Below are 14,219 nucleotides of genomic sequence, written 5' to 3'. Positions count from 1 at the left end.
ATGCACGATCAATTTTTGTTAAAGGCCGGGCTGGTGAACTTCGATCACATTGCCGTCCGGATCTTGAAGGAAAACCTGGTACCAACCCGCAATTGCCCACTTTCCGTAGTCCGAATAGCGGATACCCAATTGATCACATCGGCGCATAAAGCCTTTGATGTCATCCGTGCGAAAACAGAAATGGCCTCGCCCCATTGGGTTCACGAATTGCTTCATTTTGAAACCCGTGTCGAGATCCCTCTCTGCCCAGTGAAACTCGATGGCGCCGTCGCTCAAGAAGTCAACCTTGCCGTTGTAACCCGACATCGTGCTTTCTGCATTCACGCGAGTGTGCTCTTCGTCGTTAATGGTACCCAGATCGAACAACGTCTGATAAAACTTTGTCAGCCTGGGCAAACTGTCGGTGCAAAGGTTCATATGGTGAAATTTGAAATTCATAGGTACTTCTCCTTAAGTGGAAATGTGCAGGTGCGTGTCCGTCATGTTATTTGCGATGTATTGGACGCGAAAACCTTTCATGCCAGGCATCGAGCTTGCTAATTCAGTGATTTTGTCGCCAATTTATCGTGAGGCCAGTCACCGCTCGAAAGTTAGCAAATTTTACTGATGAATGCAAGTATTCAAATAAAAATATTGAATAAGTCAAACTGCTGCTTGATTTTTGCATTAATGATGACTTATCATTTACTAATGAATTATTGTATTTACTAACAAAATATACTGGTGTTACTGATGAAAAATATGGTGGTGTTACTGATAATAATGAGACATTTATGTTTAATTCGAGTGAAATGATTACCCGTCAAGAGATCTGCAGCCTGTCGATGGTTCGTCGCGTTGCAGCGATGCTGGATATTGATCCCGATATTTTTGCCGAGGGGCAATCATTGCCCAGGGGGTGGCAATTTTTGCTAATGGGGGCCGACACCTGCCGCTCGTCCTTGCGCAGTGATGGCTTCCCAGGGCTTGGCGTTCCCATGCCAGATCTTGGCCTTCCACGTTTGTTATTGGGTGGGCGAAGCGTTAAATTTTCTAGTGAGATTCCAATTGGCGCGAAGGTGCTTCGAACAAGCTCGATCAAAGGTCTTACACAGAAAACGACAGATGCGGGCCCGATGGCCGTAGTAACGTTGGCACACGAATTACGTCTTGATTTGCAGAGTCAGCCGGCCTTAGTCGAGACGCAAACCTATCTCTTGTTATCGCAACAAAGTCGCTCTAGCGATGACAAAAACGCAGAAGCCGCTGCCTCGATATCAGCAGATCGGACTGCTGTCGTCGTTCCCGATGACACGCTGCTGTTTCAGTTCTCAGCGCTCGGCTTCAACTCCCACAAAATCCATATCGATAAAATCTATGCTCGGGACGTGGAGGGCTTTCCAGATCTTGTTGTGAATGGCGGCTTGGCAACACTGCTGCTTACAGAATTCATTCGTAAAGAGTTGAACGTGGACCTAGTCGGATTCAAAACTCGTCACGTGGCGCCGCTCTTTTGTGGTCGCCCCATGACACTGGCGGCCCAGCGGAATGGTGATGAATGGGTACTGAAGGTATTTAACGATAAGAATCGATTGGCGGTCGAAATGGAGGTAAACATCTAATGAGCTTCGAACCCCTTAAGGGAATTCGCGTACTGGATCTCACGAGCGTAGTAGTCGGCCCGGTAGGGACTTGGCGACTCGGTCAGTACGGAGCGGAAATCATCAAGGTTGAAAGTCCAGAAGGTGACCTTATGCGTGGTCTCGGTGGTTTGTCGCCTACCGGACAGCATTCCGGCACCTATCTTCACCTCAATCGTGGCAAGCGCAACATTTGTCTCGATCTTAAGAAGGCGGATGCCCGTCAAGTCATGGAGCGGCTGGTTGCATCCTCAGATGTTATCGTGGCAAATATGCGCCCTCAGGCACTTGAACGCTTAGGACTCGACGCGCGATCGATTCTGGATAGGCATCCAGATAAAATTTATTGCATGATCACTGGCTATGGTACCGATGGACCGTATTCTGGACTACCGACCTACGACAGCGTTATCCAAGGTGTCGCAGGGGTCGCTGGGCTGACGGCGGTGCGCGATGGAGCGCCAACGTATGTTCCGATGCTGGTTTGCGATCATGTCACAGGAGAAATTGCCGCCGGGGCTATTCTTGCTGCTATCGTTGAGCGCAAATCCAGCGGAAAAGGTTGCAGCATGGAGATCCCGATGTTTGAAACTATGGCCGCCTTTGTTTTACAAGAGCATCTTGCTCAACAGAGCTTCGATCCACCGGTTGGTCCACCCGGCGACCAACGTCTCTTGAGTCCGCACAACAAACCTGTTAAGACAGCGGACGGTTGGATGTCGGTCACGGTAAATACCGATACACAAGTGCGCGCATTCATGAAGGCGACTGACCGTGAGTACCTGCTTGGAGATCAACGCTTTTCCAGCATCGCGGCACGTGCACGCAATGTAAAGGAATGGTTTGAAATCCGTGGAGCTCCGCTAATCAGTAGGGCAACTGCAGAATGGCTCGAGGTATTTCAGGCTGCTGATATTGCCGCTCAACCGTGTCATACATTGGAGTCGCTACAAAAAGATCGCCACTTAAAACAAGTAGGTTTAGTCAGCTTCGAGGAGCATCCTACCGAGGGAAGGACTGCTTCGATACGCTCAACCATCAAGGTTGACTCTGTCTACCCGTCATCGCGCGATCCGTCCCAACCACGAGGTTGGGAGACGCGCGCAATTCTTAATGAGATAGGATTTAGCGAGGGTGAAATTGGCCAGCTTTTGTCAGATAAGGTCGCTTTAGCGTCTCCCGAGCGAATGCCCCTCTCAGTGGGCTATTGAGTATAAAAATAAAAATGCCCGGTGAATTTCATCGGGCATTTTTTAGTTTCAACTTAACCTTTAACGAGTTAGCTAAGTTTGAGACCCACCACGCAGCTACCAATTCGCGATGTCAGCGTTCTAGTTGCCGCTCGTAGTGCATCAGTTACTTCTGGAATTGTCTTTCTATGACTCTGATCAATCCGTTCTGCGTAAGGTACGGTCAATGCAGCTATCGCACGCCCTTGTGTGTCGAGGATCGGAAAACTTACTGCGTACAGTCCGCGTACCTGAACACTGGGAACGGATTCAAAGCCGCTGATCCGGATGGAATCTAGAATTCTGTGAATCTGAGGATCCGCCTGCAATGGCCTTCGTTGCAAAGCTTCTTCAATCCGAAGTTTTCTAGTCTCTTCGTCCTGGAATGCCAGCAAGACGCGTCCAGATGCGGAAAACAATAAGTCGAGTTCTGCGCCTGCGCGAACACTAAATCCCATTCCACTTGGCGTATCTACCTTATGTAGTACAACCTGTTTCCCCTTAGATAAGACGGTTAGGTGGCAGGATTGATCTAGCTCGGTAGCTAAGTGCTGCATGATCGGCGCAGCCTCAATCAACAAGCGCTGAGTGGGGGGGTTGATGTGTGACAGTTCAAATAACTTGGTAGTAATACCGTAGGAGTTATCGTCGACCTGAGTGACGTAATTGCGCTCAATCAAACAAGTCAACATCCGATAGATTTCACCAACACTGCGCCCAAGATGTTGTGCAATCTCTTTCTGTGACAACGGATGATCACTCGCACACAACATTTCTAGAATGTCGAGCCCCTTCTCCAGCGCTGGCGCGGCGTATGAGCGCTTATCAGTCTCGGCCAACCTTGTCGTTTCCTGAGAATCTACTTTCATATCTCGATCCAAAAAATAAGCCCTATTAAACAAGAGGCGGTGAACTGCCATGATTTTACCGCTAATGCTGCGAGCGGTCACCGCGCTTGACTTTCTTTGAGGGCGCTATGGTAATATTGTATCACGTCACTAATAAATTTTAAATTTCATATGCGAATAAACATTCGGTGTGGAATAAAAGCGAAATAGTTACATGTCGCTCACATCTTGGTAGGGGAAAAGGTTTGGCGCATTTTATCTGATCGTGCATTTTTTAGAAAAAAATATCTGGTTTCATTGATGAAAGACCATCGTGATGCAGTTCGACGTAAAAATGGTATTCCAAACGCCGGTCAATAAACGCGAAGAGCGCAAAACAATTGCGTCCAAAAGCTAAATAGGAAATCATGTTTAACATTAACTTTAGAAAAATCTCGCAATTGGATCGAACGGGTCCTTTCAGCAAAAAACTTGCTGAGGTCCTGTTTTGGGTGACCCCTATGATCTGGTCATCGAACTACATCATCGCTCGCGCTGCAAGCGGGGTAATACCGCCCCATATCCTCGCATTTGGTCGCTGGGCGATAGCGTTAATTCTCATGATTCCGTTGATTTGGTCTGGTCGGGGGGCGCTCAGAGCTGCGGTTCGCACGGAGTGGCATCAAATGCTTGTACTCGGGGCGCTAGGAACTTGGATATGTGGAGCATTCGTGTATCTCGGTGGCCAATCAACATCTGCGGGGAATATCGGTCTAATTTACGCGGCGGCTCCAATCGGCATCGCGATTGTGAGTAGCTTTCTGAATAAGGAAGTACTTTCCAATCGTCAGAGAGCGGCGATGATTTGTGCGCTCGTGGGTGTACTTTTCATTATTTCCAAGGGAAATTTTATGAATCTTCTGGGTGTCAAATTTGTATCTGGGGACCTCTGGATCTTGGCCGCTACGGCGGCTTGGATCGCATATACAGTCTTGCAACAACGCTGGCCAACTAAGCTTCGTCCAATTCAGCGACTGTTCTGTACCACCGTGGGTGGGCTTCTATTTTTGTTTCCGTTTGCCGCGGCCGAAATGTCTTTCACGTCACTGAAATGGTATTCAGGAGAAGCGTTGTTCCTGATCCTTTTAGCTGGCGCACTTCCCGGTTTAATGGGCTACGTCGCATACTCGTTTATGGTTGAGCAGCTGGGCGCGACGCGCTCTGGCTTGGTTTTATATTTAAGCCCTGTATACGCAACCTTTATTGCCTGGTGGATCTTAAGTGAGCAACCTCACTGGTTTCATCTTGTGGGCGCACTTCTTGTCCTGCCGAGTATTTATCTCGCATCGTCAGCTAAACGGTCTGATGGACAATTTCGTATAAATATAAGGGAAGAAAAGGGAACGTAGTCCTTTTCAGTAGTCAGTGGCAAAGCACTAGTTTCGTCAAATTTTTCAAAAGGAGAAAAAAATGCCTGTCGTTCGCGTAAGTTGGTTTGAAGGAAAGAATGCTGCTGCGAAGAAAGCGGTTGCTGCTGAGATCACAGAAAGTATCGTAAAAAATACTGGAACCGATCCTCAATATATTTATGTCATTTTTGAAGATATTGCTCCTTCCGATTGGGCTGGTGCCGGTCGTATTTTCGGAGAACAAAGCCCAAAGACATAGGCTGGCTGTAGAGGCGTGATTAAAGTTGCGGGCGGTTTGAAAAACTGTTTAGAGTCGCAGTAGCTGGTGACGATCGCCCAGAATTGCCCCGTGTATGGGAGGTGTGCGCGTACCATTAACGCATTGCCAAAGCACTTAATGCGCAATTTTATTTAGATCTCCCTTATTGCTCATGAGAGCGTGGCGTCAGCATCAGCATCAGCATCAGCATCAGCATCAGCATCAGCATCAGCATCAGCATCAGCATCAGCATCAACATCAACATCAACGCGCCAAGATTGACGGCGAGGTTGAGCGAATCAAGCACGTTGGCTTCGCGCTACTCGACACCGTTGACTGTGTGGTCGCGACCGCCTGTAGCGCGACTGTGAACGTCGCGCAGCGATTGCAGCCCGGTGCGTGGAGTAGCTCAATCTTCGCGGTGTGCACCCCGTATCACCGTCAAGCTGTTTCTGGGACGCCAGGATTGGTCACTCATCGGCCGCTTGTGTTCTGTTCGTGCGCCCGGTGATCAGCCAATTCACCGTTGATCGCCACGGCCGGCACCGAACGTCCCCCCCAAGTGCCCTGGTTCGCTTGGCTACTCTGATGTCGTGCACGTCAAGCACATCGACTTCGCACGACGGGCAGGCCAATCTTTGCCCAGGGAAGCCACCTTATCACAGGCCGTACAACGGGCATTGAACACTTCAACTTTGCGTTTGGCAGTCATATCCAGATTCCTTCTTATGTCGGTGACGCAGGGCATGCTGCGAACGCAACCACCTCGTCCTAATAACAGGATAAACCTTGGAGCCAACTTTAGAGTCAAGGAGATTTTGTCAGGCTGGCGCTGTCGTTGTTGAAATGGCGGCTGGTGTGACACGACTGATAGATCTATCCCAGATTCAAGCGTCACAAGAGCTTCCATTGCCCCGATGTGCTGGTCCACTTGGTGAATGCATAGATTTTATCAATGCAAAAATACGTTCATTTATGCTTTTTTATTTCTAGATAGATTCATGAGTAGTTAGATATTTTTCTTTTTAAATTCACCTGTAATTTATTGACTTCACTTGTGAATGTCTGTAGCGTTGATCTTGTGGCTTCAGTGCGGCATTGCAATCCGGACTCTGACCACATTCAGCTGCGTCACTTGTCTCGCGTGTCACCTCCGGCACAACGGTTCGTACGTAGCGCATTCGATCTGTCGACTCGCCAAGGAGTAGCTATGAAACTCAAGTTCCACCACATGAACCTGTGCACGGACAGCCTGCCGAGGCTGACAAAGTTCTATCAGACGCTTTTTGATCTCGGCACGATCAAGGATGAAGAACACACGGTAGTCAGCGGACATTCACCCAACCGACCCTACACCGGCAAGGTGGATTTTCTAAGCGACGGCGCGATCGAGTTTCACTGGGCCGAACGCGATCTCGATACTGGCTTCAAGATGAAGCAAATCGTCAATCCGATGGCTCACGGCCACTTCTGCTTCCGCACCGACGACATCAAAGGTTTCATACGCAAATGCGACCAATTGGGGATCCGCTATTCGGACTACGGCACTTGGGCGATTCCCGGCTGGTACCAAGTGTTCTTACAGGACCCTGACGGCAACGTCATTGAGGTCCATCAGCCTGGCGTCTTTGGTAATTGAGCGACAGCGAACCCGGTGGCGTCGAGGATTCAAGCGGCCTTCAACGCTGCCATGAACGGAGCATCAACGCAATTGGATGCTCGGGCTCGTCACAGTCGACCGCGGCCGTCCTACCTGAATAGTTACCCGGACAGGACGCCACGACTTTGGCATAGAGCCGTTTTGTTCCCTTAAGGCTTCGGCGCCGAGCGGCCCTTGTTTGCCCGGCATACGTAGTGCAAGGGATTTTTCCCAACGATAATAAAATTACGGAGACAACCTGTGAACATCACACATCAATCATGCAGGCAGTGCGAAAACGTGCGCCTGTGGAGTCCCACACTGCTTTCAGCAGCTTCGATCGTGATTTCCACGATGTTGGCGACCGGATGCGGCGGCAATGACTATTCGCCTGCGGCCAACGCCGAGAAAGTCGCGTGTGAAAGCCTCATGGGCACGGTGCTCGTCGGCGGCACGGTTCAGTCCGCCGCGGCCATTCCCGCCGGCGACTACGCGCCCCCTGGTCAGGCGACCGCTCTGACCGGGTTGCCAGCGTTTTGCAGAGCTACCGTGGCCATGAAACCGTCGCCAGACTCCAACGTCAATGTCGAGGTCTGGATGCCAAGACAGAACTGGAATGGCCGGTTTCTTGGCACTGGAAACGGTGGCAGCGGCGGGGCGATCGCTTACACCACCGGCCTCGTCGAAGGTTTGAAACGAGGTTTTGCAGTCGCCAACACGGACCTTGGCACCGCACCGGACGCGAATCAGGCCATTGCCCATCCCGAGCGCTGGCGTGACTTCGGGTATCGTGCCAACCATGAAATGACTGTAGCGGGAAAGGCGCTGGTCAATGCCTACTACCAGAGTGCGCCCCGGACCTCCTATTTCCAAGGCTGCTCCACCGGAGGCCAGCAGGCGCTGATGATCGCCCAACGGTATCCCGACGACTACAACGGCATCGTGGCCGGCGCGCCAGCGAACAATCGCACGCACCTGCATACCATGTTTGTGAGTAATCTCCAGAAGCTCGCCGCGCCCGGTGCGCATCTCTCGCAAGCCAAGTTGAACATGGTCACGAGCAACGTGATCGCAGCATGCGCCGGCAAGGACGGCGGCGCTCCCACGGACACCTTTTTAACAGACCCTCGCCGCTGCAGTTTCGATCCGGACACGCTGCCCAAATGCTCTGGGACTGACAACGATTCCTGTCTCACTACCCCTCAACTGGCGGCTTTGAAGGCGACATGGAGCGGCCCGGTCAACCCTCGCACCGGGGAACGCATCTTCTCCGGACTCGCGGTCGGCTCAGAAAGTATGGTCTTGGGACTTGCGTTCCAGGGTGACACCATTTCATGGCCCTTGCAACAGTTCTACATGTTCAAGTGGGCACTGGGCGCAAACTGGGACTACGCGACATTCGATTTCGACCACGACATGGATGCCGTTGACGCCTCGCTGGCTTCGATCATGAACGCAAACGATCCCGACTTGACCCAGTTCAAGGCAGCGGGTGGCAAGTTGATGATGTTCAACGGAACATCGGATCCAGGGGTTCCTTTCCAGAGCCCCCTTGAGTACTACGAACGCGTGGTCCAAGCCCAAGGTGGCGACCTGTCTGGGACGCAGAACTTCTTCCGCTACTACATGGTGCCAGGCATGGGCCACTGCTCCAGTATCACCGGCGGCCCTGGTGTGGGTGACTTCGGGCAGCCGTACTCGCCTTTCGTCCCAAAGGATCAGGCACATGACATTCTTCTGAAGCTCGTCGACTGGGTGGAGAACAAAAATGCGCCAGACAGCATCATCGCAACCCGGTACACGGATTCGTCAGGTGCCGCGGTCGCAATGGAGCGGACGATCTGCACCTATCCCAAGCTCCCTACCTACCTGGGTGGCGACGCCACGAAGGCCAGCAGTTTCCAGTGCATGGATGCGCCCCGTAATGGCGTTCCGACCCCGGCAGGCAGGTACTTGAACTGACGGGCTGCCCTGACGCGCATGGCTGCCGGCGGTTGAATTCGTGACGCATCTACCAGTCACCCTTCAGGAGAATGAAAGGGACGCCCCCTCTCCTGATGCACAAGTCACAAGCGGGTCGAGTAAAGTCCCAGGTATCCACCGCACCGCCCGCTCTTGCACTGTAGAGGGTGCGGCGAGCGGTGTCGTGGATAACTCTGCTAACAAAAGGAGGATTGAAGGTGGATGAGAGAGGCGGATCCTCGCGGGGCTATGGCATCTAAGTGCAAAAAGGAGAAGAATGAAATCTTCAAGGAAAACCAGAGGACCCGTGATGAATTCTACAGAAGCCGTGGTCGGCGTGGATATCGAAAAACAGGTGTTTCAATTGCGTTGGATTGATGCGGAGACAGCAGAAGTGTTCAGAAAACAGGTCAAGCGCTGCATCACCACTTTGGTTAAAGTGAACATCAACACGCACTAGGATCGCGAGAAAACCTAAATGGGCCAACGCCATTTTGGAAACATCGTTACTTCATCAGCCGCTGCATCAGCATAACGACTGTTCCTGCTATACCCACCATGGCAATTACAGAGAAATAATCCATACACGCTAACAAAGTCGATTGTTGAGTAAGTTCTTGTGCGAGCGTGGCAACGGAAATCGACTGCGCAGCTTGCGCACCAACGGCTGACGTGATGGAGTTCGCAATTTGCTGGACATGATGAAGATAAATCGGATCGCCGGCTGCAAACTTTGCATTGAGTACACCGTAATGTTCACTGGTCCGCCATTGCAATGCTATGGTTGAAAATGAAATACCGAGAGCCGTGGCGAACTGAGCCACCATGTTCTTGAACTGCTGAGCATGTGAGAACACAGCGTCGTGATGCTGGACATCCCGAAATGTCTCAACTGCCGTCGTCGCCATGACGAACATGAGAAAGATGCCATTTCCGATCAGCGCAGGGAGCACGTCAGTCCACAAGTTGGCGCTGACAGTCAGTTGCATCAGATGCCAACCAAACATTGTCAAGGCTAGAAAACCAATGACGAAAAATTTCTTTGCACTGGGCCACTTTGGAATCATCCATGCCATACAGACCCATGCGAACAAAGCAGAGAGCAAGCCCATGGTTTGAAATTGACCGACGATCTCCCATGAGAATCCAAGCGTGCGCTGCATAAATACTGGCAGCATGTAATTGTTGGCGCCTAGCACTAAATAGCACAGCGAATAAATTCCAACGCCGACGATATATCGTGGATACCTCATGGAGCGCAGCTCCAGTAACGGCCGATCATGGTTATGAATTGATCGAAAAAAATAGTATAGAGCCAGTCCTGCTAGCGTCAACCCTACAACCAAGAATGTGATATCACTGAAAAAATCGTACTGGAAGCGCTGCAGTATGTACAGGACGGTAAAGCTTCCCGCCACGAGAGCCATCAAGCCGATTGGATGAGACTGTGTGTGCAATTCTCGGGAGACCAATTCGTCTGACAGCGAATGAGCCGCAAACAAGGCCGTTAAAATCGCAACCGCAATGAGAATACCAAAAATCAGGTTCCAGCGATCGTGAGCTACAGAAAACGAGGCCAAACCAGGGGCGAAGGCGATTCCGCCGGCGAGGCCAGAGGCGAAATGTTTGATACCACGGAAGCGACCCGGACCTGGAGGGATCAGATTTACAATGACTCGCCCCGATGTCATGAAACTGGCGCCACCCAATCCCATGACAATTCGGCCAATGAGGAATGCTGGAAACGATTCACTAGTGCCGCAAATTAGGCAACCTATACTGAAAATCGTCAAGGATCCGAGAACAAACGAGCGCCAACCGATTCGCTCTACCATCCAACGCTGCTTTGCGATCACCGTTATTGCAATACATGCGTAGGCAGCTGTAGCCAAGCTAAATTCTTCTGGCGCCGCGCCAATTTCCCCCATAATAGGTCCGGCGCTGAAGGCAATCATTCCTGATTGTAAAAATTCTATCACCGTCAACAGGAAGATCGTGAGCAATAAGCTGCGCGAGGGCTGTGGTGTAACGGGATTCATGAAGTGCCCCGTTTGTTGCGTGCCGCAATGTTTTCCTGAATAATCCGGCTGACAATCTCTTCGGCGCCAGCCTCCTCATCCTCAAAGACACTAGTGGCATAACTCTGTTTAGCAGTTTTCATCGCAGTCGGCAATGTCTGACCGGCGCGTTCGGCAGTATCAACGGTCACCTTCATCGACAGCCCGATGCGCAACGGATGTTCTGCAACCTCCTTAGTATCTAACGAAATACGAACCGGAACACGCTGCACGACTTTGATCCAATTACCCGTAGCATTCTGCGCTGGCATCAGCGAGAAGGCGCTGCCTGTTCCTGCATCCAACCCAATAACTGTTCCCGTATAGACGACTGAGTGACCATATATGTCTGCGATAACTCTCGCCTTTTGGCCGACTCGCAGATGGTTCAGCTGGGATTCCTTAAAGTTTGCGCTTACCCACAGATGGTCCAGAGACACAATGGACATTAACGTTGCTCCAGGGCTGATACGTTGCCCAACTTGAGCACTACGTTTAGTCACCATCCCAGTGACCGGTGCGCGCAGCTGGGTTCTCATCTTAGCTACGTAGGCATCCCGAACCTGCATAGCTGCAGCTACGACATCCGGATGTTGATCAATAGTGACCCGATCGACCAATGCATGGTTAACGGCGAATTGTTCTTGCGCGACCGTCAGAGACGCTTGTGCTACCCTGACGTTCTCTTCGGTGTGTTTGAAGTCTTCAGCAGAGACCGCCCCCGTTTTTACCAGGGATTGGCGACGTTCCATATCAGCCTGCGCCCTCGACAAGTCGGCCCTGCGCAGCTCGATGTTAGCCATCATTTGCGACGCCGCCGAAAACTGCCCACGAACTTGTCTGACAGTCTTGGCAAGCTGTGCTGCCGATCGCTTCAAGGCAAGATCGGCATCGACCGGGTTCAATGCAATGACGACTTGACCAGAGGCAATCATGTCGGTATTGTCGACATTGATATTAGTGACGGTACCGGTTGTCTGTGAAGTCACTTGGACAACATTGCCATCAACGTAAGCGTCCTCAGTCACCTCCCGATATTGACTTGAGATCAGGTAGACGCCGACATAAACCAGAGTGGCAATCAACAGCACACCTGATACGGAAAGTAAATTCTTTCGGTGACGTTTTTCATTTCCCGCCGCAGGATTCGCGACGCTCTTTTGTGGTTGACTCATTTTCGTTTTCCAGTATGCGGTAAGGTATTCTTATTCAGACGTCCAAAACGCTGCCGCCGAGCGAGCGAATCAAATTGGCGTCGAGCAGCAAAGCCTGGGTCTTGATATCGAGCAACACTTTTTTCTGCGCGTTGAGCTGGAGTTCCGCCGTCAGTGCTTGAAGATAGGTGCCCACACCTGCGCGATAGCGTTGCACAGCGAGTTCATAGGCGGTTTGTGCCGTACTAACAGCGATAAGCTGCTGCTCATGCTGTTCCTCGTGCCAGCGGATTGAGGTTAGTTGATTCACTACGTCCTGAACAGCGCCGATAACGGTCTGGTTGTATTGCTCGACGGCGATGTCATATTCGGCGTTGCGGGCGCCGAGATTCCCACGCAAACGACCGCCATCAAATATTGGAAGAGAGATCGCCGGTCCGATACCGAGCGTACGACTGCCTGAGTTGATGAACTGGTCAAATCCCAGGCTTTGAAAGCCAATAAATGAAAGCAAGCTGACGTTTGGCATAAACTGCGCGCGTGCGACGCGAATATCTTGTCTTGCTGCTTCTGCACGCCAACGCATTGCAACGATATCGGGGCGTCGACCAATCAGATCCGCCGGTAGAACGGATGGCAAACCGACAAACTTCTGAGGTTTGATCATTGGACGAACCAGCGATAGACCACGATCTGGTCCTTTGCCAAGTAGCGCGGAAAGCTGATTTTTTGTCAGTTCTATTTCTTCTCGTGTTGAAGCAATTTGTTGCCGCGCTGAAGGAATTGCGCTTTCTGCTTGCTTTAATTCGACCTGTGAGTCGATACCCGCGACGACGCGCTGCTGAGTCAACGCAAGCAACTCTTGTCGCTGCTTCAAAATTATTTGGTACAAATCGAGTTGATCATGAAATTGCGCCAGATGCAGATAACTCTGAATAACGCCAGTCGTGAGCATTAACTGAGCCGCACGCTCATCAACCTCAGCTGCATGCAGACGATCCAAGGACGAGGCTATGCTAGCCTCGTTTTTCCCCCAAAAATCGAACTCATAGCTCAGATTCAATGAAGTATCGTTGAAGGTGTTCCAAGTTCCCGCAAGCGGGCTGGGAATGGTGCTGTGTTTGCTATATCTCTGCCGAGTATCCTTGAGACTTGCATTAGCTTGGATAGAGTCGGACGCTTCCGCGATGTTGGCCATCGCCTGCGCTTGTCTCAACCTGGCCGCCGCGATACGTAACGAAGGGGTTCCCGCCAACGCCTCGGCCAGCAGAGCATCAAGTTGTGAATCCGCATAGCGACTCCACCATTGTTCTTTTGGCCAGTGCGCCTCCGACACGGTGACCCCCTTTAACGTCTTGCTCACCTCCAACTTGTCAGGTGGAAGCAACAACGACTGCGACGGGATGGCGCCATTTGGATTTGCGCATCCCAGGATTAACAGAGGCAAGGCTGCAAGGAGCGCCAGTGTTGCTAGTCGACGGTGATGAAATAGTGGGCTCATTTCGTTACTCAGTTATCAGGATCTAATTTCAAGGGAGCGGGATATCATTTACAATTTTGGGAGACGTCCCATTTTTCCCTGAAGGTATCTGTCATAGGTGGCTGCCAACTCTTCCTCTGTATTCATCATGAACGTCCCATACTCGGCGGTCGGCTCATTAATCGGTGAGGCGGACAACAGTAATAAATGCGCGTGTTTCTCGGGGACGATTGCGGTGGTCAAGTAATTTCGGACACAACAATAGGTTCTTTTTCTGCCATTTTCCGCTCATAGGCGGCGGGCGGCAGATTGCCCAATACTGAATTCAATCGCTCGGTATTGTAGAAGCCGACGATGTACGCAGTGATGTCTTTCCTGGCCTCGGCGTGGTTAGCATACTGGCGCTGCCAGACGCGCTCCATCTTGAGATTCAAGAAGAAGCGTTCAGCGACGGCATTGTCCCAACAATTTCCTTTGCGACTCATGCTACAAACAAAGCCATGTTCGTCGAGAAGGTCCTGATACAACTCGCTTGCATATTGACTGCCACGGTCAGAATGGACGATCAGCCCGGGGGCTGGCCG

The 14,219-nt window shown here is 51.3% G+C and carries 15 protein-coding genes; 7 read left to right on the top strand and 8 right to left on the bottom strand.

Features of this window, described 5'->3' with window-relative positions; genetic code table 11:
* Positions 1-18: 18 nt before the first annotated feature.
* Entirely contained in the window at positions 19-438 is a 420-nt protein-coding gene (locus BM029_RS17060; RefSeq protein WP_092438025.1) for a VOC family protein, read from the bottom strand.
* Positions 439-698: 260 nt separating this feature from the next.
* Here BM029_RS17060 and BM029_RS17055 point away from each other — a divergent pair, with 260 nt between their 5' ends.
* Positions 699-1,601, top strand: coding sequence for an HTD2 family dehydratase (locus BM029_RS17055; RefSeq protein ID WP_211482498.1), 903 nt, complete (start codon positions 699-701; stop codon positions 1,599-1,601).
* Complete coding sequence (locus tag BM029_RS17050) at positions 1,601-2,830, top strand: CaiB/BaiF CoA transferase family protein (RefSeq protein WP_092438021.1); 1,230 nt, start codon at positions 1,601-1,603, stop codon at positions 2,828-2,830. Before BM029_RS17055 ends, BM029_RS17050 begins: the two co-directional genes overlap by 1 nt.
* Positions 2,831-2,898: 68 nt before the next feature.
* Here BM029_RS17050 and BM029_RS17045 read toward each other — a convergent pair whose 3' ends face one another.
* Positions 2,899-3,717 carry an IclR family transcriptional regulator gene (locus tag BM029_RS17045; RefSeq protein WP_092438019.1) on the bottom strand — a complete coding sequence of 273 codons (819 nt, stop codon included), beginning with the start codon at positions 3,715-3,717 and terminating at the stop codon, positions 2,899-2,901.
* Positions 3,718-4,103: 386 nt separating this feature from the next.
* Here BM029_RS17045 and BM029_RS17040 point away from each other — a divergent pair, with 386 nt between their 5' ends.
* A complete protein-coding gene (locus BM029_RS17040) occupies positions 4,104-5,084 on the top strand; it encodes a DMT family transporter (RefSeq protein ID WP_092438017.1) in 981 nt (326 codons plus the stop codon).
* 61 nt (positions 5,085-5,145) lie between these two features.
* Positions 5,146-5,343, top strand: coding sequence for a tautomerase family protein (locus tag BM029_RS17035; RefSeq protein WP_092438016.1), 198 nt, complete (start codon positions 5,146-5,148; stop codon positions 5,341-5,343).
* A 163-nt stretch (positions 5,344-5,506) separates the two neighbouring features.
* Here BM029_RS17035 and BM029_RS25675 read toward each other — a convergent pair whose 3' ends face one another.
* Positions 5,507-5,650 (bottom strand): hypothetical protein, encoded by a 144-nt coding sequence (locus BM029_RS25675; RefSeq protein WP_170851115.1) that lies wholly within the window; start codon positions 5,648-5,650, stop codon positions 5,507-5,509.
* A gap of 903 nt (positions 5,651-6,553) precedes the next feature.
* Here BM029_RS25675 and BM029_RS17030 point away from each other — a divergent pair.
* The 3 genes from BM029_RS17030 (at position 6,554) to BM029_RS25670 (ending at position 9,404) form a co-directional block, all read left to right on the top strand.
* Entirely contained in the window at positions 6,554-6,982 is a 429-nt protein-coding gene (locus BM029_RS17030) for a VOC family protein (protein ID WP_092438014.1), read from the top strand.
* Positions 6,983-7,243: 261 nt separating this feature from the next.
* Positions 7,244-8,944, top strand: a complete 1,701-nt coding sequence (locus BM029_RS17025) for a tannase/feruloyl esterase family alpha/beta hydrolase (RefSeq protein ID WP_211482497.1) — start codon at positions 7,244-7,246, stop codon at positions 8,942-8,944.
* A 310-nt stretch (positions 8,945-9,254) separates the two neighbouring features.
* Positions 9,255-9,404, top strand: coding sequence for a hypothetical protein (locus BM029_RS25670; protein ID WP_211482496.1), 150 nt, complete (start codon positions 9,255-9,257; stop codon positions 9,402-9,404).
* Between the two features lie 46 nt (positions 9,405-9,450).
* Here BM029_RS25670 and BM029_RS17020 read toward each other — a convergent pair whose 3' ends face one another.
* The 5 genes from BM029_RS17020 to BM029_RS17000 form a co-directional block, all read right to left on the bottom strand.
* Positions 9,451-10,983, bottom strand: coding sequence for an MFS transporter (locus BM029_RS17020; RefSeq protein ID WP_092438012.1), 1,533 nt, complete (start codon positions 10,981-10,983; stop codon positions 9,451-9,453).
* Complete coding sequence (locus BM029_RS17015) at positions 10,980-12,176, bottom strand: HlyD/EmrA/EmrK family protein (RefSeq protein WP_092438010.1); 1,197 nt, start codon at positions 12,174-12,176, stop codon at positions 10,980-10,982. Before BM029_RS17015 ends, BM029_RS17020 begins: the two co-directional genes overlap by 4 nt.
* Before the next feature lie 34 nt (positions 12,177-12,210).
* On the bottom strand, positions 12,211-13,656 hold the full coding sequence (locus tag BM029_RS17010; protein ID WP_092438008.1) for an efflux transporter outer membrane subunit: 1,446 nt from the start codon (positions 13,654-13,656) through the stop codon (positions 12,211-12,213).
* Positions 13,657-13,704: 48 nt separating this feature from the next.
* Positions 13,705-13,878 carry a pirin-like C-terminal cupin domain-containing protein gene (locus tag BM029_RS26635; RefSeq protein ID WP_092438006.1) on the bottom strand — a complete coding sequence of 58 codons (174 nt, stop codon included), beginning with the start codon at positions 13,876-13,878 and terminating at the stop codon, positions 13,705-13,707.
* The coding region (locus BM029_RS17000; protein ID WP_139217270.1) for an integrase core domain-containing protein at positions 13,875-14,219 on the bottom strand (345 nt) is incomplete at its 5' end. The genes BM029_RS26635 and BM029_RS17000, both read right to left, overlap by 4 nt.

Source organism: Collimonas sp. OK607 (assembly GCF_900111995.1).
Lineage (GTDB): Bacteria > Pseudomonadota > Gammaproteobacteria > Burkholderiales > Burkholderiaceae_D > Collimonas.
The sequence above is the reverse complement of the archived record's forward strand: the minus strand, read 5'-3'. Positions and strand labels throughout refer to the sequence as shown.